This is a genomic window from Candidatus Latescibacter sp. (assembly GCA_030692375.1).
GTDB lineage: Bacteria > Latescibacterota > Latescibacteria > Latescibacterales > Latescibacteraceae > JAUYCD01.
This window is the reverse complement of record JAUYCD010000048.1, coordinates 1-23,796: the sequence shown is the minus strand read 5'-3', so window position 1 is coordinate 23,796 and position 23,796 is coordinate 1. Positions and strand designations below refer to the sequence as shown.

22 protein-coding genes and 1 tRNA gene are annotated in these 23,796 nt (G+C 54.5%); 20 read left to right on the top strand and 3 right to left on the bottom strand.

What is annotated here, in order from left to right; genetic code table 11:
* A partial coding sequence (locus Q8O92_03200; protein ID MDP2982320.1) for a uroporphyrinogen decarboxylase family protein occupies positions 1 to 465 on the top strand: 465 nt, incomplete at its 5' end.
* A 269-nt stretch (positions 466 to 734) separates the two neighbouring features.
* The gene (locus Q8O92_03195; GenBank protein ID MDP2982319.1) at positions 735 to 3,464 is read left to right on the top strand and encodes a DUF1638 domain-containing protein; all 2,730 of its coding nucleotides are present in this window, start codon (positions 735 to 737) and stop codon (positions 3,462 to 3,464) included.
* 112 nt (positions 3,465 to 3,576) lie between these two features.
* Here Q8O92_03195 and Q8O92_03190 read toward each other — a convergent pair whose 3' ends face one another.
* Entirely contained in the window at positions 3,577 to 4,467 is an 891-nt protein-coding gene (locus Q8O92_03190) for a hypothetical protein (protein ID MDP2982318.1), read from the bottom strand.
* Positions 4,468 to 4,710: 243 nt separating this feature from the next.
* The gene (locus Q8O92_03185; GenBank protein ID MDP2982317.1) at positions 4,711 to 5,646 is read right to left on the bottom strand and encodes a dihydrodipicolinate synthase family protein; all 936 of its coding nucleotides are present in this window, start codon (positions 5,644 to 5,646) and stop codon (positions 4,711 to 4,713) included.
* A 431-nt stretch (positions 5,647 to 6,077) separates the two neighbouring features.
* On the opposite strand from Q8O92_03185, the gene Q8O92_03180 reads away from it, so the two are divergent.
* The 9 genes from Q8O92_03180 to Q8O92_03140 all read left to right on the top strand — a co-directional run bounded on the left by Q8O92_03180 (position 6,078) and on the right by Q8O92_03140 (position 15,786).
* Positions 6,078 to 6,383, top strand: a complete 306-nt coding sequence (locus Q8O92_03180) for a hypothetical protein (GenBank protein ID MDP2982316.1) — start codon at positions 6,078 to 6,080, stop codon at positions 6,381 to 6,383.
* Positions 6,374 to 6,451 (top strand) — tRNA-Val (locus Q8O92_03175). Before Q8O92_03180 ends, Q8O92_03175 begins: the two co-directional genes overlap by 10 nt.
* Positions 6,452 to 6,943: 492 nt before the next feature.
* Positions 6,944 to 8,875, top strand: a complete 1,932-nt coding sequence (locus Q8O92_03170) for an ATP-binding protein (GenBank protein ID MDP2982315.1) — start codon at positions 6,944 to 6,946, stop codon at positions 8,873 to 8,875.
* Positions 8,872 to 10,263, top strand: coding sequence for a sigma-54 dependent transcriptional regulator (locus Q8O92_03165; GenBank protein ID MDP2982314.1), 1,392 nt, complete (start codon positions 8,872 to 8,874; stop codon positions 10,261 to 10,263). The genes Q8O92_03170 and Q8O92_03165 overlap by 4 nt, the downstream gene beginning before the upstream one ends.
* A 405-nt stretch (positions 10,264 to 10,668) precedes the next feature.
* Positions 10,669 to 11,979 (top strand): HAMP domain-containing sensor histidine kinase, encoded by a 1,311-nt coding sequence (locus Q8O92_03160; GenBank protein MDP2982313.1) that lies wholly within the window; start codon positions 10,669 to 10,671, stop codon positions 11,977 to 11,979.
* Positions 11,976 to 13,052 carry a 4Fe-4S dicluster domain-containing protein gene (locus Q8O92_03155; protein ID MDP2982312.1) on the top strand — a complete coding sequence of 359 codons (1,077 nt, stop codon included), beginning with the start codon at positions 11,976 to 11,978 and terminating at the stop codon, positions 13,050 to 13,052. The genes Q8O92_03160 and Q8O92_03155 overlap by 4 nt, the downstream gene beginning before the upstream one ends.
* Complete coding sequence (locus Q8O92_03150) at positions 13,049 to 13,873, top strand: FAD/NAD(P)-binding protein (GenBank protein MDP2982311.1); 825 nt, start codon at positions 13,049 to 13,051, stop codon at positions 13,871 to 13,873. The genes Q8O92_03155 and Q8O92_03150 overlap by 4 nt, the downstream gene beginning before the upstream one ends.
* A gap of 9 nt (positions 13,874 to 13,882) precedes the next feature.
* The gene (locus Q8O92_03145; GenBank protein MDP2982310.1) at positions 13,883 to 15,301 is read left to right on the top strand and encodes a hypothetical protein; all 1,419 of its coding nucleotides are present in this window, start codon (positions 13,883 to 13,885) and stop codon (positions 15,299 to 15,301) included.
* Positions 15,298 to 15,786, top strand: a complete 489-nt coding sequence (locus Q8O92_03140) for a 4Fe-4S dicluster domain-containing protein (protein ID MDP2982309.1) — start codon at positions 15,298 to 15,300, stop codon at positions 15,784 to 15,786. The genes Q8O92_03145 and Q8O92_03140 overlap by 4 nt, the downstream gene beginning before the upstream one ends.
* Here the strand turns inward: Q8O92_03140 and Q8O92_03135 are convergent.
* The gene (locus Q8O92_03135; GenBank protein ID MDP2982308.1) at positions 15,768 to 15,938 is read right to left on the bottom strand and encodes a hypothetical protein; all 171 of its coding nucleotides are present in this window, start codon (positions 15,936 to 15,938) and stop codon (positions 15,768 to 15,770) included. The two genes, Q8O92_03140 and Q8O92_03135, sit on opposite strands and share 19 nt — an antisense overlap.
* A 65-nt stretch (positions 15,939 to 16,003) precedes the next feature.
* Between Q8O92_03135 and Q8O92_03130 the strand changes: the two genes are divergently transcribed.
* From Q8O92_03130 to Q8O92_03090, 9 genes are all read left to right on the top strand, one after another.
* Positions 16,004 to 16,939, top strand: coding sequence for an NADH-quinone oxidoreductase subunit H (locus tag Q8O92_03130; GenBank protein ID MDP2982307.1), 936 nt, complete (start codon positions 16,004 to 16,006; stop codon positions 16,937 to 16,939).
* A gap of 193 nt (positions 16,940 to 17,132) precedes the next feature.
* On the top strand, positions 17,133 to 17,567 hold the full coding sequence (locus Q8O92_03125; protein MDP2982306.1) for an NADH:ubiquinone oxidoreductase: 435 nt from the start codon (positions 17,133 to 17,135) through the stop codon (positions 17,565 to 17,567).
* A 9-nt stretch (positions 17,568 to 17,576) separates the two neighbouring features.
* Positions 17,577 to 18,026: an NADH-quinone oxidoreductase subunit C gene (locus Q8O92_03120; protein ID MDP2982305.1), complete on the top strand. Its 450-nt coding sequence runs from the start codon at positions 17,577 to 17,579 to the stop codon at positions 18,024 to 18,026.
* Positions 18,023 to 19,273, top strand: coding sequence for a nickel-dependent hydrogenase large subunit (locus Q8O92_03115; protein ID MDP2982304.1), 1,251 nt, complete (start codon positions 18,023 to 18,025; stop codon positions 19,271 to 19,273). Before Q8O92_03120 ends, Q8O92_03115 begins: the two co-directional genes overlap by 4 nt.
* Position 19,274: 1 nt before the next feature.
* Positions 19,275 to 21,101 carry a proton-conducting transporter membrane subunit gene (locus tag Q8O92_03110; GenBank protein ID MDP2982303.1) on the top strand — a complete coding sequence of 609 codons (1,827 nt, stop codon included), beginning with the start codon at positions 19,275 to 19,277 and terminating at the stop codon, positions 21,099 to 21,101.
* A 12-nt stretch (positions 21,102 to 21,113) separates the two neighbouring features.
* The gene (locus Q8O92_03105; protein ID MDP2982302.1) at positions 21,114 to 21,674 is read left to right on the top strand and encodes a DUF4040 domain-containing protein; all 561 of its coding nucleotides are present in this window, start codon (positions 21,114 to 21,116) and stop codon (positions 21,672 to 21,674) included.
* Entirely contained in the window at positions 21,649 to 22,080 is a 432-nt protein-coding gene (locus Q8O92_03100) for an MnhB domain-containing protein (protein MDP2982301.1), read from the top strand. The genes Q8O92_03105 and Q8O92_03100 overlap by 26 nt, the downstream gene beginning before the upstream one ends.
* A 13-nt stretch (positions 22,081 to 22,093) precedes the next feature.
* Entirely contained in the window at positions 22,094 to 22,444 is a 351-nt protein-coding gene (locus Q8O92_03095; protein MDP2982300.1) for an NADH-quinone oxidoreductase subunit K, read from the top strand.
* Between the two features lie 14 nt (positions 22,445 to 22,458).
* Positions 22,459 to 23,796, top strand: a 1,338-nt coding sequence (locus tag Q8O92_03090) for a proton-conducting transporter membrane subunit (GenBank protein ID MDP2982299.1), incomplete at its 3' end; no start/stop codon positions are given.

The following is a 23,796-nucleotide window of genomic DNA, read 5'->3' as shown; positions in this document are numbered from 1 at the left end:
CTGATCGGGGCTGAAATGGCCGCGCCCCCGTTCATGAGCCGTGGAAGTTTCCTCCGTTTCGAGGGGAAATTCTACCGCGATGCGGCTGCAATTACCCGTCGTTACGGTGTACCCGCTTCTTTTCACTGTCACGGGCCGGTGAGGGATATCATGAATGATGTCTGGGAGATGGGATACGCGTTCATCGAGCCGTTCGAGCCTTCTCCCCGGGGGAATGTAACCATTGCTGAAGCGCTGGCCGCCGCCCGTGGGAGGGGGATCGTGTTCGGCGGCATTGACGAGGTGGTGTTCACTATGGGATCGAAGGATGAACTCCGTGCGGCGGTGAAAACCTGCCTGGATGACTCTCGCGGCGCCGGTGCGCCATATATTCTCTCCCAGTCGGCGACTCCGTTCTACGATCCGCTCACACCGTCCGCCAAAGAAAACATACTTCTCTTCATGGAGCTGGGTATAAAAGGATAGTTAGTCTGAATATTAGAGTCAGTCTCAATATTTAGAGGGTTAGATCCTGAAACGAGTTCAGGATGACAAGTGTCATGCCGAACTTGTTTCGGCATCTATTCGCAATCGCGAATCTTATCTGATAATATGATATTTTATTCTGTCTTCTGACTTCTGTCTTCTGTATTCTTCACTTTGATTTGAGGTTTCTTATCAAACGATACAAACTCATTATCTGCGGGGTACTCCGTAAAGAAATCGATTCACTACGCGCGAAAATCCCCCCCGATGTGCAGCTTGAGGAAGTCTGGCTGGAGCAGGGCCTGCACCGTGAGCCTGCACGTCTCCAAACGCTTGTCCGTCAGGAAATCGCCGCCGCCGAAGAAGCGAACGAACCGCTCGACGCCATTCTCCTGGGCTACGGCATCTGTTCGCGCGGGACTCTGGGTATATCCAGCCGGAAATATCCTCTCGTGGTGCCCCGGGCGCATGACTGCATCACCCTCTTTCTCGGCTCGAAAGAGCGCTACCTGGAGGAGTTTTCCAATGCTCCCGGCACCTACTGGTTCACCCCCGGATTCATCAGCGGAAAACTCCAGCCGGGCATGTCCGAAAAGTATGCCGGGGTTTACCAGCAGTATGAGGAGGAGTACGAAACCTACCGTGAGCGGTTCGGCGCGGAGGACCTCGCCCGTTTCATCATCGAGCACCAGGAGCAGGCCTGGATCAGGAACTATTCACGGGGCGCGTATGTGGAGAGCGGCCTGCCCGGAGGCAATGCACTGCGTGAAAAAGCCCTTCAGTTCTGTGAGGCGCGGAACTGGAAATTCGAGGAGGTGCTGGGCGATCTCAGCCTCATTCTCGATCTCGTATCGGGAAGATGGGACAGCGAGCGCTTCCTGGTCCTCGAACCGGGCGAGACCCTGGCGCTCGGCGGCATCGACGAGGTCATCGCAGCGCAGGGGAAAAGAGAAGGTGAGACCCCGGTTTTCCGGGATGATTACGAACAATGCTGGTTCTATGACGGTGAATTCCGTGCGATTCCCTCGACAGAACAGGCGCCGTCCGGGGGGATCGACCTGGTGATCGGGGTGGACGCCGGCGGAACTTTCACCGATGCGGTGGCGGTTTCGCTGAGCAAACACCGGGTGCTCGCTTCCGGAAAATCTCCCACCACCCACCATGACCTGTCCATCGGCATAAGGAACGCCCTGCTCACTCTTCCTGAAACGCTCCGTAAAACCGCCGGCCGTCTCGCCATCTCCACCACCCTTGCCACCAACGCCATTGTCGAGGAAAAAGGGGCGCGTACCGGCCTTATCCTGATCGGCTATGATGAGGATGTGGCAGGACGGGTAACCGTAGGATCGGGTGATATCAAGGCCGCTGTGACCGGGAAACACGACATCTACGGCCTGGAAATCGAGCCGCTCGATGAGGAGTCATTGGTCTCTTTAGCGGGAATGATGATCGAAAAAGGTATGGAGGCGCTGGCTCTCTCCTCTTACATGGGAACCCGCAATCCCGGCCACGAGATTCGGGCCTTCCGCATTCTCCGCGAGCGGTTCGCAGTTCCGGCGGCCATGGGACACGAGTTGACCGACGACATTGACTCGGTGCGGCGGGCGCATACCGTGCTTTTGAACGCCCGGCTTCTTCCTGTTATAACCATGCTGATCGACTCCATCGGCGCGGTGGTGAAAGAGCTCTCCATGCCCGCCCAGGTGAGGCTGGTCACTACCGAAGGTATGCTGATGAACGCTTCCGAGGCGAAGGAAAAACCGGTGCGGATGATCCTTTCCGGCCCGGCTGCTTCGGTGGAGGGAGTGCGCTTCCTGACCGGGCGGGAATCCTGCGTGCTCGCCGATCTGGGAGGCACCACAACCGACATCGCAGTCATCGAAGGCGGAAGCGCCAAGAGCACCGGACGCGGCGCCTCTGTGGGACGGTACACTACCTCCATTCACGCCACCGATATACGCACCCTCGGCCTCGGCGGAGACAGCGCTGTCCGCTGGGAGCATGAAAGGGTGCAGGTCGGCCCCCGCCGTGCGGTGCCGATGAGCGTTCTTGCCTCCGAACATCCGCATGTCCTCGATACGCTGGCGCGTATGCAGGGATTCAGCGGCTCCGACTACGCCCTCGTGCAGCCGGGGACATTCTATGTAATGGTCCGCACACCTGATAACCCTGCGGGTTTGACCGACCGTGAGAGGAAGATTCTCGGAATCCTTGAAAACAGCCCGGTCTCGGTGATAGAACTCGCCCGTCAGCTTTCCTATCCCTATTTTTCGCTCCTGGGGACAGAGCGGCTCGAAGAGCTGGGAATTATCCGCCGGAGCGGGCTGACCCCCACCGACATCATGGTCGCCGAAGGGAAAGTAAATAAGTGGAACCTTCGCGCCGCCGAAATCATTCTGGAGCTGTACACCGAGCGCTCCGGCCTGCCAAGAGGTGAACTGGTACGCCGGATATGGTCAGAGATCCACCGTCTTGCCGCCGCCTCGATCATCACCGAGATACTGGCGGGCGGCGTCGAAGACCGCTCGTTTCCGGGGTGCGCATACTGCGGCGGGACTTTCGGGGCAAGTGACAAAATCGAGGTCGCCTACCGTCTTAAAACCCCCCTGGTCGGTATCGGCGCTCCGGCGCGCCTCATGCTCGATGGCATCGAAAGCCATCTCTCCGCAGAGGTGGTCATCCCGCAGTGGGGTGAGGTGGCCAACGCGGTCGGAGCTGCTTCCGGCGCGGGCGGCATGCACATCGACCAGCACATCATTCCGGACGGCAAGGGGCGGTTTCTCCTCTATTCTCCTGAGGGAATGCATGTCTTCCGCAAGCTGGATGACGCAAAGGAGACGGCGCTCCGCATCTCCCGGGAAAGCGCCCTGGAATACGCCGGGCGCATGGGATACCCCCAATTCAGCCTGAGCGTCCGGGTGCGCGACCGGAGCGCCCCTTCAGCCTTTGCAGGGGACATCTATATCGATACGAGCGTGGTGGCGAAAATGAGGTATTGAGAAGAAGAGAGGAGACAGGAGTCAGGAGCCAGAATCCAGAAGAAAAGAAAAGACGCTTACATCATACGCGTCAGTGGTTCAGACATTCTTTTCACCTGGCCGCTCTGCTGCACTACTCCTTCCCCGTCAGGTCGCTCACGCTGATCCCTTGCGGGAACCTGATGGTAAAGAGTGAATCCGGCAGGGGAGTATTGATCACCCAGTCGTCATGAAACGTCCAGCGAAGGATACCGGAGGTGGTATCGATCAGTATTTCTTTGGTAAACCACAGGTTTTTTCCGAAATTTCTATAGTTCACTTGCACTATCGGAGACGGAGCCATTTTCACGATCCTGTACATCCGGTCGGGAGCGATCCAGACGGATATGCTGTCAGCAGCATTGTCTCTCAAAATGGTGTAACCGATCTTTATGCACTGGACATCATCCACCACCTCCCTGCCGAGCACTCGTAAATTCTCAATCCTTCTATCCTGAAATGAACCTTTCGAAAGCGCCCGGAGATAAGCGCCGACCGGAGTGCCCAGCATAGTCATTCCGACAAATCTTGGATCGGTGCAGTATCGGATGGGAAACATCCTGTCTTCGGGTACATAGGATATGTGCCCCGACCGAACTAGGGGGCCGTCTTTTTCTTCTCTCTGAAGTGTCAGGCGACAGGCCTTTTTGCCGTCGAACGCATACCGCTCTTCCTGGGGAAAGTGAGTCGAATCCAAGCTATTTACCGCGTTCCGGTTAATTCTTGAGCCGTCAAAGGCAAAATCGATGACATACTTATAGTGATAATCCGGAATTGATGTTCCCGGTCTCACACTCAGCTGTTCCCAGGTATACGTCCCTCGCCCCCTTGTGATCATCGTATCTCCACGTTCCGCCGCGGTGATGATGTTCTGAAGGCTCTCGTTGGATGACCGGACGCAGGACAGAACCACGGAAAGCGCAATGGTCAATGTCAGGGTGATAATAACCGATACCTTCATTTGAGTAGTGTTGGAGTTCATCATGCATCCTCCTCTGCCCGATGGACTTACCGTAGTTAATGCCAATATCGGCATTGATATATAATTGTCAACAGAAAAATATCATGATTATCAAAAATTGGCATTGATAATTTCGTGTGAGAAACGCTATAACCCCCAATAAAAACCCCCTCTCCGTATCAGAAAAGGGGTTGTATTTTTCTTGTATTTATCTCTTCTCTTCATCCTTCATCCTTGTCTTTTCCCTTTGGGCTTTGGGCTGTCTTTTTACCCTCTTCCACGGATGAGCGGGATATCCGCATACTCGCAGAGTTCGGAAAGGATGGTATGGAGGCGTTTCTTGCATCCCTCGGTGCGAATCTTGTCGGCTTCGGTGAGAGCCGCTTTCGGCGGGCCCATCCTGAATCCGCGTACTTCCATCGCCGCCTTGAACCCCAGCGGGAACGGCACGCTGAACATGGTACGGATGGAAAGACAGATGGCAAGCTGGAGCGAGCGGGCGGTATCGAAGTCTCCGGCGAGAGTGGCGTTGTAGATACGCACGATGATCTCCGGAAAGATGTTCGCGGTGCCGACCATGGCGCCCTTGCCTCCCATCATGGTGGCGGGGAAGACGATCTCCTCGCGTCCCGCGAGGATGTTGATATCGGAGCCGACGAGGCGGCATTTGTCCATGAAGTGGATAAGATCGACCATGCTGCCAGAGGAATCTTTCATGGCGACCACATTGGGAATCTGCGACACCCGTTTCACGAGGTCATAGGAAAGAGGGGTGGAAAAGAGCGGAATATTGTACATCACGATGGACATATCCGGAACCGCCTCTGCAAGCATCTCATAGTGACGCTCGATTATCTCCTGTGTGACTGTGTAGTAGTAGGGAGGAGAGCAGACAATGCCATCGCAGCCGAGCTCACGGGCGCATTTGGCAAGATCGATGGACTTCTCGATATGGCTGGCGGTAACCCCGGCCAGGACCGGAAAGCGCCCCCGGGCGGCTTTTTTTACTATGCTCATAAGATGGCAGGCTTCCTCTGTTTCCATATGCACGAATTCACCGACGCTCGATACGGTGAAAACCATCTTGCAGCCGCTGTTGTAACAGAAATCAACTATATCTCCCATAACTTCCGCATTTATGGAACCATCCTCATCAAATGCGGTCAGCATGGCGGGGGCGATTCCCTCGGGTTTGAATAACATCTCTTTCCTCCTGATATGGGTATACAAAAGAATTCAAAAGAAAACTTTACATGACGACATGCCGAACTTGTTGCCGCTTCTATGCAAAAAAATGCGTTTATGAAATATGATGATCCGGCAAAAAGTATTAAAAAGCTCTCTGAATTGACGAAAACCTCACCCGGCCTTCGGCCACCCTCTCCTATCCAGGAGAGGGTAAAAACATATCCAGTAATGAGTTACCTCCTCTCCTGACTAGGAGAGGGGGACAGGGGGTGAGGTTTAAAAACACCAGAAAATAATGTAAAAATTACTTTTTTACCGGATCATCAATTTTTGAAAAATAACCTTTTACCTTTTCAAAGTCAAGCGACTTCCCTGACAAACTTCTTGACACCTTCCATCGGGATGTACTATTTTAGCTTTGTTCCGGTTTCGAGAAAGGATACGCCATGCCGCCCCGTAAAAGCCCTGGGAAAATAGAAAAAATTGATTTCAGCCGTAATCTGAAATTTTATTACGCCGCCATTGGTGTGATTATTCTCGGATACATCTTTCTGGCCATAGGCGGCGCAAACAGTATTACTTCCCTTACCCTCGGTCCGATAATTCTTGTGGTCGGCTATCTTGTTGCCATGCCGATTGCGCTTATGATTGGTTTTCGGAAAATTGAAAACCCTCCCGAGAACACCACGCCTCAACAAACCCCGGCCAAAACGAACCGTAAGGCAAAACAACCTTCCCGCACGGGCGATTGACTCAGTTGGTTCAGAGTGCCTCCCTTACAAGGAGGAAGTCACAGGTTCGAATCCTGTATCGCCCACCAAATTCATCCTGCAAAACCCATGTTCATGCATCTCTCCGGGCAGAATCCTATCTAATTGCTGAGTATATTCATTAAGTTATGCCTGGTCAGCATTCATCGGATGACCCCTCTTTCTTTTCCTGGCCATCCCCTATATTTTAAATCAATATTTTGTAACTCTTTATGATCCTTATCGTTCCACGAGAAAATATTTATGAAAATATTCTTGGGTTCAAGTCCTCGTGAAGGACTAATCCCCCCTGTCCTTCGGACATCCCCCCTTATTAAGGGGGGAATCATGTTGGCAGGCAAGCTTTTACCCCCTTAATAAGGGGGTCGCCGCTTTATGCGGCGGGGGGATTTTATCTAAAGAGCAGATAAGTAATATGGCATATCTATCGCCGAATAAAAAATGGGGGATGACCCCTCTTTCTTTTCATATTGACAACATTGACTCACGACTCCATATTTCCTTTTAAGAGTCAATTCTAACGGTTCTTCTGGTTGACAAGCATGAACACCTCGCTCCGTGTCAAACTTTTCATCAGCTTTTTCATCGCAGTGTTTATCATGGGTATAACCGCTGCCGTAATCAGTGTCTACCTGATCAGGGAATGGTCGCTGCATCAAACCCAGGAGAGACTTGAAAAAGACCTTTCCATGGCTCGAAAGGTGTATACAGACAGGATAGCCGAGATTCAGACCATTCTTACGTTCACTTCTCTCCGCACCAAAACGGTGAAGGGGGCGCTGATCGCCGGCGACATACACACTCTGCTCATTGCGCTCCAGGAAGTGAGAAACGTGAGCGAAATGGATGTGCTTACCGTGACGGATCCTTTGGGTAAAGTAATCCTCAGAGCGCATCATCCCGATCTATCCGGCGACAGCTTGCTGTATGATGCACTCGTGGCCCGAGTCATTAAAACAGGCAATCCGGCTAGCGGCACTGTTATCGTTCCCCGTTCAATCCTAAAGGAAGAGAGCGACGACCTCGCAGAAAGAATCGTCTTTCCGGCAGTTTCGCAGTACAATGCTGACTCTCATGGTGTAACCGGAATCGAATCGGGCATGATGATTGAAGCGGCCGTTCCAATCGCGGGTGACGACAAACGCATGATTGGGATACTTATCGGAGGGAAGCTCCTGAACGGGAACCGTAGTATCGTAGACAGCGTTAAAAATGCAGTATTCGCAAACGATCTGCGAATCGGAAATGAGGCCGGCATGGTCGCGCTGTATCAGGGAACGCTCTGCATAGCAGCCAACACCGCGCCCGAACATGGATCTCCTGTTTTGGGGACTATAGTCCATGATGACATCCTTGAAGATTCCATGACATATACATACCGTATCATCAAACGCACTATGGTGTCAGGCAGGCAGTTTATTGCGGCGTTTGATGCTATAAGGGGTGTTGACGGGAAAGTGATCGGAATGTTATCGGTTGGGTTATATGAAAGCGCTTTTCTCAACCTCAGAAAACACCATGCAATAATTATTGTGGGAGTTATCGTTTTCAGTATGTTCTGCGCCCTCGCCGCCTGGTTCATGCTCTCCAAAAGGATCGTCCGGCCCATCAAGGACCTTGCCATTCAGGCGCAGCAGATGATAGAACCGAAAGCCGGGTCGCACTATCATCCTCGGGGCGGCGATGAGGTGGATGTTGTGGGGAAAGCCTTTGACCACATGATTTCTTCGATACGCGAACAAGACACACAAATAAAGACCATCCGCAAGGAAATAAACCAGGCCAGGCGGCTGTCCACTCTCGGCAAGCTCGCCGCAGGAGTCGCTCACGAGATAAACAACCCGCTGTGTGGTATCGTCGTGTATTCCAACCTTGTTCTTGAAGACATGTCGCCCGATGACCCCCGATATTCGAACGTGGAGAAAATCATCCGCGAATCGAACCGCTGCAGGAACATAGTCAAGAGTCTCCTTGATTTTGCCCGCCAGAGCCATCCGCAATTGAACCCCGCCGAAGTCAACATTATTATCACCGAGGCTCTCAACAACCTTCGTTGTGAGCCGATTTTTAAACATATCCAGCTTGCAGTCAATCTCGACAGCTCGCTCCCCAGGGTTATCGTGGATGCTTCGCAAATTCAGGAGGTATTCGAAAACATCTTACGAAATGCCGCCGAGGCAATGGATGTGCACGGAACCCTGACAGTCATGAACTGCATAAAGATAAATGAGGACGACAAACGGGTAGTCGAGGTTCAGTTCGCCGATACAGGTCCCGGAATTCCGCCGGAACACATCGGTCGCATTTTCGACCCATTTTTCACCACCAAAAAGTGCGGTCACGGCACCGGCCTGGGGCTTGCGGTAAGTTATGGAATCATCGAGCGTCACGGGGGCTTGATTGCGGCTCGGAACAGTGAAAGCGGCGGCGCAGTTTTTACAGTAGAACTGCCGGTTGAGGAGGCGGACGCATGAACGTCTCTTATACTATACTGGTCATCGATGACGAACCGGTTATGCGGGATTCCTGTTACCAGATTCTTTCCCGTAAAGGATGCGATGTCTGGCTCTCGGAAAATGGCAGACAGGGACTCTCACAGCTCCGCGAACGTCAGTTCGATGCAGTAATCCTCGATCTCAAGATGCCCGGCATCAGCGGTTTCGACATTCTTAAAATAATCCAGACTGACTATCCTGAAACGATTGCCATCGTCATCACCGGCTACCCGACGATCGAAACGGCTGTGGAAGCAATGAAACTGGGCGCCCGGGATTTTATTCCGAAGCCTTTTACTCCGAATATGCTCCGAACGGTTCTCTCACGGGCCCTCCAGGCGCGGAGGAATGAGAACGATCAATCCCGAACCGGGCGGGGCTGCTCAGCCGCCGGAATTGATACCATTGTCGGGGCAAGTCCGGTGATGAAAGAGCTGAAACGGTTCATCATAAAAGCGGCCCGGACAGAATGCTCGGTGCTTATTACGGGGGAAACCGGCACGGGTAAAGAGCTGGTTGCTCGTGCGCTCCATTATTACAGCCCGCGGCGAAACAACAATTTCATCACTGTCGATTCGGGCGGCCTCGTTGATACACTTATCGAAAGCGAACTGTTCGGCCACGAGAAAGGATCGTTCACCGGCGCGATCACCAATCGGATCGGCAGGTTTGAAATAGCGCACAAGGGCACTCTTTTCTTCGACGAAATCGCTAACATGAGCCTGCAAATCCAGAGCAAGCTTCTCCGTGTGCTCCAGGAACATGAAATCACACCTGTGGGCGGTCAGAAGCTCATCGCAGTGGATGTCCGGATTATCGCCGCCACCAATACAAACCTGGAGCAGGAAATAAAGCGGGGAATGTTCCGCAAAGATCTCTACTACCGCATCAATGTCATCCCTATTCATCTCCCCCCGCTCAGAGAACGGCGGGAAGATATTCCTCTTCTCGCTGATTATTTCCTCACAAAGTTCCTCAAAAATAAAAAGGTGAAAGCCCCCGTAAGGATCACCGAAAGCGCCGTTGAATCCATGATGAATTACTCATGGCCCGGAAACGTCAGAGAGCTTGAGCACCTGATGAACCGGGCGGTCATGCTGTGCGATGATGATAAGGTGGATCCGTTCAGGGTGTCCGGAAACTTCGGGACTGATGCGCCATGCGGGTTTTCTGTCAACCATCAGGCTCACCAGCTCCATGAGATCGAGCGTGAACACATTATTGAGATGCTCAAGCTTTACGGCCACAACAAGTCGCTTATAGCACGCATGCTGGGAATAGACCGCAAGACGCTCCGTAACAAAATGAAAAGGTACGAGATTAGCGACAATACGGTTCACTTAAGCGAAAAAAGGAAGGATCTTTAACCACGAAACACACGAAAGGCACGAAAAATGATTTTTTTAAAAAAATGAATAACAAATTTCGTGTTTTTCGTGACTTTCGTGGTTCAAAAATTTTTAAATGAACTGTATTGAGATTAGCGACATCGACTCATATCACTCATAACATCAGAAATTTCCGGCGGGGTATTTTTCCCCACTTCTGATGAAAAATTCCCCAGATGGTTGTCGACGCCGCAGGCCACCTGTTCCGTTCCCTATATTAATTCTCAATAAATAATAAGCACTTGTACTCGATTGCCATCCTCTCGGACGTGTCTGGCACTATAATTGCTCTTTCTTAACTAGCATGATGACTCCGTCCGAAGCGGAACGGAGCCATTCCATTGTAGGAAATTCTTTGCAGTATAGCTGCATCCATGGACAGGAATGATATCTTCAGGTATAGTGCTTTTAGAAAGTGACCGGGAGACGGCTCACGGTGATTTTGTCTTTGACCCGTCACGGTTGGTAATTGAGGCGGGTGGTGTAACACACTCCCGCGAGCGGATTCGAACGGAGGCAGAAATCTTCATGGCGGCGATGTCCCGTAGAGATAAAAAAAATACCAAAACCATTCTCGTGATTGACGATGAAGAAGTCATGCACGATTCCTGCGCGCAGGTCCTCAGCCGCCAGGGCTACTCCATTGTTACTGCTTACGAGGGCGAGGAAGGTCTGAAAAAGGTGTTGACAGCGCACCCGGATCTCGTCCTCTTCGACATGAAGCTTGCCGGGAAAAACGGCATCAATATCCTTCGTAATATACTCGACATCGATCCGACCATCGTTATCGTGGTGATCACCGGCCATGCCACCATCGAATCTGCGGTTGAGGCGATGAAGCATGGGGCATCGGATTTTCTCCCCAAACCCTTCACCCCCGATGAACTGCGGCTGATAGTAAGCCGGGGCATGGAAAAGCGGGATCTCCTCCTCCAGACCCGCAAACTCCGGGAGGAGAATTGGCGGATCAGGGAAAACTTCGTTTCCATCATCACCCACGAGATGCGCAGCCCTCTGGTCGCAGTGGAGGAGTACATCGAGGTTCTCCTCGCCGGCATCTGCGGGCGGATGGAAGAAAAACAGATCGCTGTATTGTCCCGCTGCAAGTGCCGTATCATGTGGCTTCTTTCCCTGGTGAACGAGTGGCTCAGCATGGCGCGGATTCAGGAGACAACCATATTCGAGAATCTCGAAGAGGTCGATATCCGTAATGTATTATTCGAATCGTTCGATTTGATGAACGTCCAGGCCGAAGAAAAGAATATTACCGTGACTTTCGACATCCCCGCAGGCATCTCTCCGATTACAGGGAACAGCGCAGCGCTCGTGCTCCTCTTTATGAATCTCTATTCCAATGCCATCAAGTACAACAAAAAATTCGGCTCGATCGCGATAAAAGTATATGATAAGGGAGATGCCTTGTCCATCAGCATATCGGATACAGGAATCGGGATTCCGCAGGAAAGCCTCCCTTTTATTTTCGATGAATTCTTCCGTGTGCGTACCCAGGGAAAAGAAGAAGTTTCAACGGAAACCGGGACCGGGCTTGGGCTCGCTATCGTAAAACGGATTGTTGAAGTCCACAAAGGATACATCAATGTCGAGAGCACACCCGGCATTGGGTCGTGTTTCACAGTCCACCTGCCGAAAAAACAAGACGCTTCGGCAGAACCGGATGATGAGGACAAATCATGACTCAGAAGGGTGACACCGCCTTCATCACACAGACCGATATAGCCGGGCTCCTCGACCTGATCGGGGAAAAGGAAAAGGTATACGCGCCCCAGACCGTCCAGGGCTGCGACGGTACGGATTTATACCCCTATTCACTGCGTAAACAGGGGCAGGAGTATCTCTTTTTCGGATACAGGCCGAGCCAGCCTGTAAAGATGTTTCTCTTCAGCGGGCGCTTGAAAGTCGCAGAATACCCCTCGAAGGAAGGTATGGAAGCGCCCTTTCAGGCACAACCGGTGACCATCGCAGGCGCCGCTGCATGTGACATCGAATCGATCAGATCCCTTGACGTTATTTTTCTCCAGGATACTTTTACCGATATTTTTTACCGCGAGAAACGCAGCAAAACGTTCATAATCTCCGCGGACTGCACCGAGCCCCGCGATACCTGCCTGTGCACCCGCGCCGGGATACGACCTTACGCCGTGAGCGGGTTCGACCTGAATCTCTCCAAAGTAAGCGGCGGGTACATCATCGAGGCAGGCTCGGACAAGGGCGCCGCTGTCATGGAACGCTATGCCTCCCTATGTAAAGCAGCGACCCCCGGCCAGATGGCCGAACGGGAGACCGCCCGGAAAGAGGCGGCCCAAAAAGTCGAGGAGATAAACAAGGATTACAGTATCTCCAGAAACCGCCGGGAACTCCTCGGAGCCATGCGGGCAAGCGAACAGTGGTTCGAGCATGTAAGCACGTGCGTGAACTGCGCGGCGTGCCTGTTCTCATGCCCCACCTGCCATTGCTTCCTGCTCAGCGACCAGAAAGGGGACGCCGGGAAGTACCTGCGCAGCAAGGCGTGGGATTCCTGCTCGTATGCAGGCTACTCCAGAATGGCGGGCGGAAGCTCGCCGAGGCTGGGGCTTATGGAACGGTTCCGGCATCGCTATCTCCATAAATTTGAGTATTACCCGGTGAATTTCGGGTTCGAAGCATGTTCCGGCTGCGGACGGTGCATCGAGGGCTGCATGGGGAAGATAGATATGCGGAAAGTTTTTACTGCTTTGGACAAGGAACTTATGGGAGCGGAGGCACGATGAGCGATCTCAATCCATACATGCCGCTGGAAGGAGTTGTGGAACGGATTATCGTGGAAACCCCCACAATAAAGACTCTCGTGGTGCGGCCTGCGCGTGAGATACCTTTCATCGCCGGGCAGTTCATGCAGTTGACTGTCCCCGGAGTGGGTGAAGGACCTTTCACACCATCGTCGTCTCCAAACCGGCTCCAAACCCTTGAATTTACCATCTTGAGAGCCGGGACTGTCACCGAAGCGCTCCATGCACTGAATGAGGGAGACAACGTCGGGTTGCGCGGCCCTTTCGGTAAAGGATACCCAGTTGATAAGCTGAAGGGGAAAGAAGTGCTTGTGATAGGCGGCGGCTGCGGTCTCGCACCCTTGCGGTCGCTTTTATTTGTCCTGTTCGACACGATAGACCAATACAAAAAAGTATCCATCAAATATGGCGCCAAATCACCGGGCGACCTCGTATACCGCAGTTCCTATGAGCAGTGGAACGCTATCGACAAAGTTACTTTCACGAACACGGTGGACACCGGAGCGCCCGGATGGATAGACCGTGTCGGGGTGGTTACCACGATCCTTGACGACCTCGATGTTTCCATTCCTGACAGCTACGCGGTGATGTGCGGACCGGAGATAATGCTAAAATTCGTCACCATGAAACTCCTGGGCATCGGGTACAAGCCGGAGCAAATCTACATCTCGATGAACCGGCGCATGAGCTGCGGAACGGGAAAGTGCGGAAGGTGCAACGTAGGGCCGTACTACCTGTGCAAGGACGGCCCCGACATGAACTATGCGCTTATCAAGGATTATCCCAACGTATTCGGGTCATAGGTGAAGACTATGGAGCATGCCGCTCAGACATCCTGCATCCTCTGCTCCCTCGGGTGCCCTTTCATAATCGAGAACCGCTTCGGCGAGGCAGCCGGGCTCGAGTATGCCCGCAGGGATTCAGTCTTCGGCGGAAAACTCTGCAGCAAGGGGAATTACGCCCTCGAACTTATTAATCATCCCTTCCGTCTTATCGAACCGAAAGCGGACGGGAAACCGGTCGTCTGGCCGGCTGCCCTCGAAATGGCGGCGCGCGAATTCTCCGCTGCCAGGTCGGCGGGCGTCATTATCAGCGGCGATGTCTCCGTGGAGGATGCCGTTCTCGCCTCGGAATTTACCAGGACGTGTCTCGCGGGCGGCCGCATGGCCGCGTATTTCCCCACGGGGGACGACGAAGTGTGCCGGTCTCTGATCGATACCGGGGTCACAGACAGGGTGCCCGCCATCGAAGAGATTGCCCGTTGCACCTGCAGTATCGCGGTGGGAGATCCCTTTGAGATAGGTCCGGTCATCGCGGGTCCTATCCTCGGGGCAAAGCACGCCCGCAGAGGCAATACACTCGCAGTGATTTCGAACGGCCGTAATAGAACCTCGCGATTCGCAACGGTGTACTTTCCCGGACCGGAACGTCAAACGCTCGCCGGGCTGCTCCGATGTCTTGTCGATGAATCGGGGAATGACGGTCCCGGCTGGATGAGGGTAGTCAGGGAGCATATTTCCGCACCCGGGGATACCGCTGTGGCGAACCTTGCAAAAACATTCATGAAGGCTTCTTCGGCCGTTTTGATTCTCGAAACACAGGATCCTGTAACCGCCGCCCTGGCGGGGCTGGTGGTCAGGGCCACAGGCGATGACAGGAAGCTGCTGCCGGTTTTTTCGTATGCAAATACCCTGGGCGTCAGTCTGGCATTGAAAGAAAAGGAACCCGTCGAGACCCTTCTTGCGGCTGCCGGGCGAGGCGAGGTGGATACGCTTCTCGTGCTCGGAGCGGATCTTGCCCGGGGTGGATTCGGAGAATCCATGCGGAAGGCGCGCGCTTCCCTGCGGTTCCTCGCTGTCGGCGCCCCCTTTGAAAATGACACGACACGGATGGCCGATCTGGTGTTCCCGACCGCACTCTGGCTTGAGGCGGAAGGGACCTATAACGGGAAACATCTCCTGTCTTTAGTGGAAGCGCCCGGGGAGGCGCCTTCGAGCGGGGAGCTTATGAGACGGCTCGCTTATACATCGGGCAACATACTGCTCGCAGTGCCTTCAGAACCGGCGCCGGATAAAGGCGAGCCATCGGCAGAAATGGTGAAAATGATTTTAACGCAGATCGGTAAAGAACCTCCCGCTCCGCCGGTACGATCGTCAACGGTGAGGTATGGGGACGGTTCCCTCACCGATCGCATGGGCTGGCTCAATCTCGTCGAGGTAAACGGCTGGTGAAAAAACTTTTCGTACAGCTTGATTTATGCATCGGGTGCCAGGCGCATTCGGTCGCCTGCCACCGCATCCGGCTGGGCGCACTCACCCTTCAAAGCACGGAGGTCGACGGTGTGGGAACACTTCCGGTGGTATGCCGCCATTGCGAGGACCCTGCCTGCGCAGGCGCCTGCCCCAACGAAGCCATGATTCGGGATGAGGACGGAGTGGTGCGCCGTAACCCGTTCCGGTGTACTGGGTGCAGGAGCTGCGTGCTGGCCTGCCCATTCGGGGTATTAAGCCGCGGGATGAAACTCGGCCTTTTCCCCATGGGGAAGTGCGACCTGTGCACCTCACGGCTGGAGGAAGGAAAGGAGCCGGCGTGCGTCGCCACCTGCCCGACCGGCGCTATTATCTTCAAGGAAGCCAACGAGGTCTACGCCGGAAAAGATGAGATGGTGCTCGGGTCTCATACGGTCGGCTACCGGACCTATATACGGAGAATGTGACGATGGGATGGGATAGATGCCGAAACGGTTGCTAAAAGATGCGCTGCGCTTGCATCGTTCCCGCGAAGCGGCAACAAGTTCGGCATGACAGGTGCAGATAAAGATGCCGAAACGGTTTCATCGTTCCCGCGAAGCGGCAACAAGTTCGGCATGACAGGTGTCATCCTGAACTCGTTTCAGGATCTGATAAGAAATTCGGATAAAATATGAGGATATCGTGGTCACACATGGATTGACTTCAGTAGCGCTGTGGGCGGTTTTAGCCATGGGAATACTTGTGCTCGGGCTTGCGACGAGCTGGCTCGACCGCAAGGTAACCGCCCGCGTCCAGGCCAGGATCGGCCCGCCGTGGTACCAGCCGGCGGCGGACATTCTCAAACTTTTCGGGAAAGAAACGCTGGTCCCCGAGGGGTCTGGCCGTACGGTATTCCTCGCTGCGCCGTTCGTGGGACTTGCGGGAATCACTCTTGCGGCGGCGCTGTTAGGATGGGCAGTCATCAGACCGGGCGCCGGATTCATCGGCGATGTCGTTGTGCTGGTGTATCTCCTGATCATCCCGGCGGCGGCCATGATTCTGGGAGCGAGCGCGGCGGGAAATCCTTTCAGCTCGGTGGGCGCTTCGCGGGAGATGAAACTGATCCTGGGATATGAACTCCCCTTCCTTATCGTGGTTGCCACTATGATTATGAAGACCGGGTTCAACTTTCACATGGGCGCGATCATCTCTGCACAGGCCCTTCATGGCTGGAATCTGTGGAGCGCGTCCGGAATTATCGGATTCGTGGTGCTTCTCATGAGCGCGCAGGCCAAACTCGGACTCGTTCCCTTCGATATCCCTGAAGCCGACCAGGAACTTATGGGCGGAATCATTACGGAGTATTCCGGACTGCTGCTTGCGGTCATCAGGATTACCAAAACCATGCTCATGGCCGTGATGCCCCTCTTCATTGTGGTTCTTCTCATGGGCGGGATACAGATGACTGTGACCGGCGTTGCGGGGGGGCTGGTCAAATACCTCGCGGTCGTGGTACTCATCGTGCTGGTGCGGAACACGAATCCGAGGGTCCGCATCGACCAGGCGCTCAGGTTTTTCTGGGGGCCGGTTACACTTCTCGCGGTTTTGGGGCTTGTCTTTGCGTTCGGGGGATGGTAAAATCAAAATTCGAGTATCTCGTAAAGTTGCTATTCGAAAAGAGTTGATCCCCCCTGCCCCCCTTATTAAGGGGGGAAAAAGAAAATTACTACTATAACTATATAAACATTTTATTGGATTTATAAGAACCTCCCCAAAAATTTCCCCCTTATTAAGGGGGGATGCCAAAGGCAGGGGAGATAAGGAGCTTGCAATGAGCATTACCCGCTGGGCGCTTAAAAAATCACCGTGGGTCTACCACGTCGCTCTGTCGCCCTGCAACAACTGCGACATCGAGATACTCGATGTGCTGACCCCGCGGTTTGACGTGGAGAGGTTTGGCATCAAGCTGGTGGGAAGCCCCCGTCACGCCGACGCCCTTCTGGTGAGCGGAGTTATCAACCGCCATGTCAAGCCCCGGTTCATCGAGCTTTACAAGCAGACCGCCAAGCCCTGTGTGGTGTTCGCTATCGGCTCATGCGCCTTGTCGAAGACCATGTTTCGGGACAGCTACAACGTAGATCAGTATCCCCTGGACGAGGTGGTAAAGGAAATCGACCCCAACGCAATCGTGGCCTATGTCCCCGGCTGCCCACCCAAGCCGGAAGCCATAATCCTCGGCGTGGTCAAAGCGCTCAAGGCCCTGTAGGAGTGAAATATGAGCGGTATGAAGGCACTGACAGCGATACGGGAGAAATTCGGCGGCGCTATTATTGACGAGTTCGTCAAGAACGACCGTCGGGTGTATGTCATGGTACAGAAGGAGGACATTCCCGCCGTTTGCCGCTGTATGTACGAGGAACTGGGCGGAAGGCTCGCCATAGCCACCGGCGCGGATACCCGGAGCGGCATCGATATTCTCTACCATTTCATGTTTCCCGGAGATCACCAGTTGATCACAGTGAAAACCACGGTAAAGAAGCCTTCACCCGAGATCGAGTCCATAGCTGCATTCCTGCCCGCGGCCAACTGGATCGAACGGGAGATTTACGACTTGCTCGGCGTCAAATTCACCGGCCACCCCGATCCGAGGAGAATCCTTATGGCGGATGACTGGCCTGCGGAAGTATACCCGTTACGGCGCGGTTTCAAGGAGTCCGAATCATGAAGCGAACCATCATTCCCCTCGGCCCGTTTCACCCTCTGCTCGAAGAGGCGGAGTTTTTCACCCTGTATGTCGAGGGCGAGACTGTAGTGGATGTTGACGTCCGTATCGGGTACATGCACCGCGGGATAGAAAAGCTCAGCACCCAGAAAACCTGGGACCAGGTGCCGTTCCTCGTCGAGCGCATCTGCGGAATCTGCTCCACTTCCCATCCGATGGCGTATGTCCTCGCGGTGGAGGATCTGGGAGGATTCGCCGTCCCCGAGAGGGCGGATTATATCCGCACCATCATCTGCGAGCTCGAGCGCGTTCACAGCCACCTTTTGTGGGTGGGGCTCGCCGGTCATTTCATCGGGTACGATACCGTGTTCATGTGGGCATGGAAGTACCGCGAGCCGATACTCGATATCTGCGAAAAACTCACCGGCAACCGTAACCATTACGCCATGATGAAACCGGGAGGTGTCCGCCGCGACCTCGATCCGGCAGATTTCCCCTGGGTGCACAGGGAATTGGACAAGATAGTGGCGTCCACCGAGATGCTTACCGGCGCCGTTCTCGACGACCCGGTGCTGCATGCCCGTACCAAGGGAATAGGTGTGCTTTCGAAAAAAGACGCAGTCGCTTATGGCACCCTGGGGCCGACGGTTCGGGCATCGGGAATCCCGGACGACATCCGGGCGGACGACCCATACGCCGCCTACGACCGGGTGGACTGGAAAGTCATCACGTGGGAAGGCGGGGATGTATTTGCCAAGGCTGCGGTGCGTCTCCTCGAGATCATCGAATCGGTAAAGATCATCAAGCAGTGCATGGACGCAATGCCTGAAGGTCCCATCGACGCCCATATCAAAGCGGTGCCGGCGGGAGAGGGAATCGGCCATGCGGAGGCGCCGCGGGGCGAAGTGTTTCATTATGTTCGCGGCGACGGCGGTAATTTGCCCATCCGGCACAAGATTCGCGCGCCGAGCTACATGAACATTCCCTCATTCAAGGCAACCTGCGTCGGACACACCATTGCGGATGTGGCGCTCATTACCGCGGCGGTCGACCCCTGCTACTGCTGCACCGAGCGCATGGCGGTAATAGAGCGGGGAACGAATAACCTTGTCATGTCCGGCCGGGAATTGGAAACGATATCCCGCGCGGCGACATTGAAAATAAAGAAGGACTCCGGCCCGACGCCGGTCGAGTTGACCGCCGCGAAACTCCTGGCCGGCTTAGCGCATTCCGCGAAAGGGACGGTCTGAGATGAACGTTCTCTACTATCCTATCATCGTGCCGCTTGTCTTCGGCGGGGCCATACTGATTCTTCCGAGGATTGCGAAAGAGGTTTTCGCGCTTACGGGAACAGCCATCGCGGCGTATTATGCGGGCATCGTGTTCTTCTCCGGGCAGGAGCTTGTGGCAGCGGATACGTGGTTCTCTCTGGGGAGCATCGCGTTTTCTTTCGATCTCCGGGCTGATGCGCTCAGCGGGTTCATCCTCTTCGCCTCGTCTGTCATCACTATGCTGGTAGTTCTGTTCTCCTTCGGATTCATGAAAGGATCCGGCCGTCTGAAAGAATATTACGCCTACCTGCTGATAACATCGAGCGGAGCGGCGGCGGCGATTCTCGCCAATAACATGATTGTGCTCCTCGTGGGATGGGAAGTGACTACGGTGCTCCTGTTCTTCCTCATCACCATCGGCGGGGATAACACCCGCGATGGCGCTGGGAAAACCTTTGTCATGGTCGGTTTCTCCGATTGCGCCCTGCTCCTTGGTATTGCGCTTGTGTGGCAGATGACCGGGACATTCACGATGAGCGACATTCGCTCCCTCGCGCTGAACTCCGGGTGGCTCACGACCGCTTACCTTCTTCTCGCAGCCAGCGCGCTGGTGAAGGCGGGAGCGATGCCGGGGCATTCCTGGATCCCCAAGGTGGCTGAAAGCGCTCCCGCGAGCGTTATGGCCTTTCTGCCGGCCAGCCTCGATAAACTCCTCGGCATCTACCTCCTGGTGCGGATATCGTGCTTCATGTTCGCCCTCACTCCCGGTCTTAGTCTCGTACTCCTCATAATCGGCGCGGCGACCATCATTCTCGCGGTGATGATGGCCATCGTCCAGCACAACCTCAAGAAGCTGCTCGCCTTCCACGCCGTCAGCCAGGTGGGTTACATGATCATGGGGATTGCCACCGGTACGGCGGTTGGGATCATCGGGGGCTTGTTCCATATGCTGAATAACGCCATCTACAAATGCTGCCTGTTTCTGGGCGCCGGGGCTGTGGAGAAACGCACGGGAACCGTGGAACTCGAGGACCTGGGCGGACTCGCGAAGGCCATGCCGGTTGTTTTCTGGTCGATGCTCATTGCCTCGCTGGCCATATCCGGCGTCCCGCCCTTCAACGGCTTCGTTTCCAAGTGGCTTATATATCAGGGTACTATAGAGGTCGGCCGGCCGGTGTTTCTCATCGCCGCCATGTTCGGAAGCGCGCTGACCCTGGCTTCGTTCATCAAGGTCATTCATTCGGTCTTTCTTGGGAAAAAGCCGGAACGACTGAAGGAAGTCAAGTCCGCCGGATGGGCTATGGGTCTCCCCATAGCCGTTCTCGCATTCCTGTGTGTTGCGCTCGGTGTGTTCGCGCAATATCCTCTCCGTCATGTCTTCGGACCTCTTTTAAAACTGGATTTTGCAGGCGTCCCCGCTGCGGTGAATCTGCCTCTCGGGATGTGGAGTCCGACTCTTGCGACGGTGCTCATACTCGCGGCTCTCGGCGCGGGACTGCTGGTTTACGTACTTGGCGCCCGTGTCAGGGTGCGCACGACCCGCATCTTCGTGGGCGGGGAGGTGTTTGACAATGAGGCGGTCAGGTTCCCGGGAACGGGATTCTATGAGACCATCCGGGACATTTCCCCGCTGAAGGTCCTCTACAGTGATGCAGAACAGGGGGTCTACGACATTTATGTTCTGACCGGGAGGTATTTTTCCAAGGTGATCGATGTTCTGCGGGCAATACATAACGGCGCCGTGTCAACCTATCTGGCGTTCGCCCTATTGGGGCTTGGGTTCTTACTGTTTTTCCTCGTGATGTAGGACGGTATATCTATGCTGTTTATGCTGTTATTGTATGGGCTGGTGGCGTTCATGATCATCGGCGCGATAATCGCCATCGAGACAAAGGATCTCCTTTCGAGCGTGATATCGGTGGGAGCGATCGGGCTTGCGCTCTCGATCATCTTTCTTATCCTCGGCGCGCCTGACCTTGCCATCGTGCAGGTTGTTGTGGAAGTGATCTCCATTGTGATGCTTCTCCGGCTCATCGTCGTCCGGGAGGATGTCACCATCGCTCACCGTTACCGCTACGCGGAAGTGTTCGCGACTGCGGTGGGATTGATTTTCTGCGGCGTGTTCATCGTGATTGCGTCGATAGTGTACAAGGAGCTTCCCTCGTTCGGAAATCCCCTGCTCGAGGTGTCAAAGTGGTACATCGACGAAGGCTTCGGCATCACCCACGCCGCGAACATCGTCACCGCCATCCTGCTCGAGTTCCGTGCGTACGACACCCTGGGCGAAGCGACGGTGATTTTTGTATCCATTATCGGGGCAATTGTTATTCTTCGGCGAAAAGGGAAAAAAGACAATGAACGGCATGACGCTCATAGTTAAGACTATCACGCGGCTGATTCTGGGATTTATCATCGTGTTCGCCGTATCTATCGTATTCTATGGTCACATCACGCCCGGAGGGGGATTCGCCGGCGGCGTCATGCTCGCCTGTGTCTTTATTCTCCTCGTCCTGGCGTTCGGAAAGGATACGGCTTTTCGAATCATAGGAGAAAAGGCCCTGTCTGCCTGGGACTGTATCGGCGCCCTGGGATTTATGGGAATCGCGCTGTTCGGATTCACCCAGGGGGTGTTCTTCAAGAATTTCCTGACCAGCGGCGAACCGCTCAGACTCATATCCGGGGGTACGATCATGTGGAGCAACATTGCCATCGGAATCAAGGTCTCCGCGGGTCTGTTCGCGGTGTTTGTGGCCCTGGCCTTGTTTAGAATAAACAGAGAACGTTGAGAGAGGAGCGGGTATGGTTCCGTACATTCTGTGCACAGTGCTTTTGCTGCTGGGTATATATGGCGTCATAGCGAAAAAGAACCTGGTGAAGATCGTTATCGGTTTGTGTATCATCGAGTACGCCACGAATCTGCTCTTGATTCTCATCGGGTATCGTACCGGCGGAAGCGCTCCTATTTTCACGAAAGCTGAAGACACCGCCGCTCAGGCATCCACTTTTGTCGATCCAATACCGCAGGCGCTGATCGTTACTTCCATCGTGATCGGCCTCGGGGTCACCGCGATGGTGGTTGCGATTTGCCTCAGGCTCTATGAGAAGTACGGTACATTCGACATTCTTCAGATACGGAGTTTACGGGGATGAGTTCCGGAACCCTCATGCCGCTGTTTATTGCGCTGCCCCTTGCAGCGGGCTTTCTTATCCCGCTTGCGGGATTTGTCAGCGAACGTCTTGTCCGCGCAATGGCTGTGCTGACGACCGCACTATTGGTAGCGCTCGCTCTTGGAAGAATAGGCGCCGGTGTTGCGATTTATGCTGTGGGAGGGTGGCGCCCTCCTTTCGGCATCAACCTGGTGGGCGACGCATTGAGCGGATTCTTTCTCCTCATCATTGCCGTTGTGGGTTTTCTTGTCACTGTGTATTCGACAGCCTATATGAAGCGGTATACAGCGGAAGCGAAATACTACTGCCTGCTTATGCTGATGATTGCGGGCATGAACGGCGTGGTTGCGACCGGCGATCTTTTCAACATGTATGTGTTTCTGGAAATTGCAGCCATATCGTCCTATGCTCTCGTCGCTTTCGGTATCGGACACGAGGAACTGGAGGCTTCGCTCAAGTACCTTGTCCTCGGCAGCATCGGGTCCAGTTTCATCCTCGTGGGTATCGCATTTCTTTACAGCATCACCGGTACGCTCAATCTGGCGCACCTGGGGAGGATACTTGAGGGTAATGGTAATCAGGGAATGGTGCATTTCATCGCCGCTCTCTTCTTCGCGGGGTTCGGGATAAAGGCTGCGATGATTCCGTTCCACGCATGGCTTCCCGACGCCCACCCGTCCGCTCCCGCTCCCGTCTCCGCGATGCTGTCGGGGCTCCTGATCAAGGCTCTCGGGCTCTACTGCATCCTGCGGTTATTCTACTCTGTGTTCGGTCTCGATCAGACCTACGGCTCGATACTCATGTTCCTGGGCCTGCTTTCGATGGTGGTCGGCGTCCTGCTCGCAGTAGGACAGTTTGACTTCAAGCGGCTGTTGGCCTATCATAGTATCAGCCAGATGGGGTACATCCTGTTCGCGTTCGGGCTTGGGACGCCGCTTGCGATCATCGGCGGGCTGCTCCATACCCTTAACCATACGTTTTTCAAATCTCTGCTGTTCCTCTGCTCCGGGGCGGTCGAATACGCCACGGGTACCCGCGACCTTAAACAGCTCGGTGGACTGTGGAAAAAAATGCCGGTTACCAGTGCGGCCTGTTCCATCGCATCCCTGTCTATTTCGGCGGTTCCGCCCCTGGGTGGATTTTTCAGCAAGCTCATCATTGTCATTGCCGCCGTTCAGGCATACGACAGCCTTGGGCCGGTGGCCTATGTCTGTGCGGCTCTCACCGTCTTCGTGAGTTTTGTGACGCTCGTGTCGTTCGTCAAGGTACAGAAGATGGTCATGTTCGGCCCGCTGCCAGACAGGCTCGCCGGGGTGCGCGAAGTCCCGGCGCCC

Coding starts and splice junctions, on each gene's coding strand:
- Q8O92_03190 (MDP2982318.1), bottom strand. CDS start 4,467: ATGATGAACTCCAACACTACTCAAATGAAGGTATCGGTTATTATCACC.
- Q8O92_03185 (MDP2982317.1), bottom strand. CDS start 5,646: ATGTTATTCAAACCCGAGGGAATCGCCCCCGCCATGCTGACCGCATTT.
- Q8O92_03180 (MDP2982316.1), top strand. CDS start 6,078: ATGCCGCCCCGTAAAAGCCCTGGGAAAATAGAAAAAATTGATTTCAGC.
- Q8O92_03170 (MDP2982315.1), top strand. CDS start 6,944: ATGAACACCTCGCTCCGTGTCAAACTTTTCATCAGCTTTTTCATCGCA.
- Q8O92_03165 (MDP2982314.1), top strand. CDS start 8,872: ATGAACGTCTCTTATACTATACTGGTCATCGATGACGAACCGGTTATG.
- Q8O92_03160 (MDP2982313.1), top strand. CDS start 10,669: ATGATATCTTCAGGTATAGTGCTTTTAGAAAGTGACCGGGAGACGGCT.
- Q8O92_03155 (MDP2982312.1), top strand. CDS start 11,976: ATGACTCAGAAGGGTGACACCGCCTTCATCACACAGACCGATATAGCC.
- Q8O92_03150 (MDP2982311.1), top strand. CDS start 13,049: ATGAGCGATCTCAATCCATACATGCCGCTGGAAGGAGTTGTGGAACGG.
- Q8O92_03145 (MDP2982310.1), top strand. CDS start 13,883: ATGGAGCATGCCGCTCAGACATCCTGCATCCTCTGCTCCCTCGGGTGC.
- Q8O92_03135 (MDP2982308.1), bottom strand. CDS start 15,938: ATGCCGAACTTGTTGCCGCTTCGCGGGAACGATGAAACCGTTTCGGCA.
- Q8O92_03125 (MDP2982306.1), top strand. CDS start 17,133: ATGAGCATTACCCGCTGGGCGCTTAAAAAATCACCGTGGGTCTACCAC.
- Q8O92_03120 (MDP2982305.1), top strand. CDS start 17,577: ATGAGCGGTATGAAGGCACTGACAGCGATACGGGAGAAATTCGGCGGC.
- Q8O92_03115 (MDP2982304.1), top strand. CDS start 18,023: ATGAAGCGAACCATCATTCCCCTCGGCCCGTTTCACCCTCTGCTCGAA.
- Q8O92_03110 (MDP2982303.1), top strand. CDS start 19,275: ATGAACGTTCTCTACTATCCTATCATCGTGCCGCTTGTCTTCGGCGGG.
- Q8O92_03105 (MDP2982302.1), top strand. CDS start 21,114: ATGCTGTTTATGCTGTTATTGTATGGGCTGGTGGCGTTCATGATCATC.
- Q8O92_03100 (MDP2982301.1), top strand. CDS start 21,649: ATGAACGGCATGACGCTCATAGTTAAGACTATCACGCGGCTGATTCTG.
- Q8O92_03095 (MDP2982300.1), top strand. CDS start 22,094: ATGGTTCCGTACATTCTGTGCACAGTGCTTTTGCTGCTGGGTATATAT.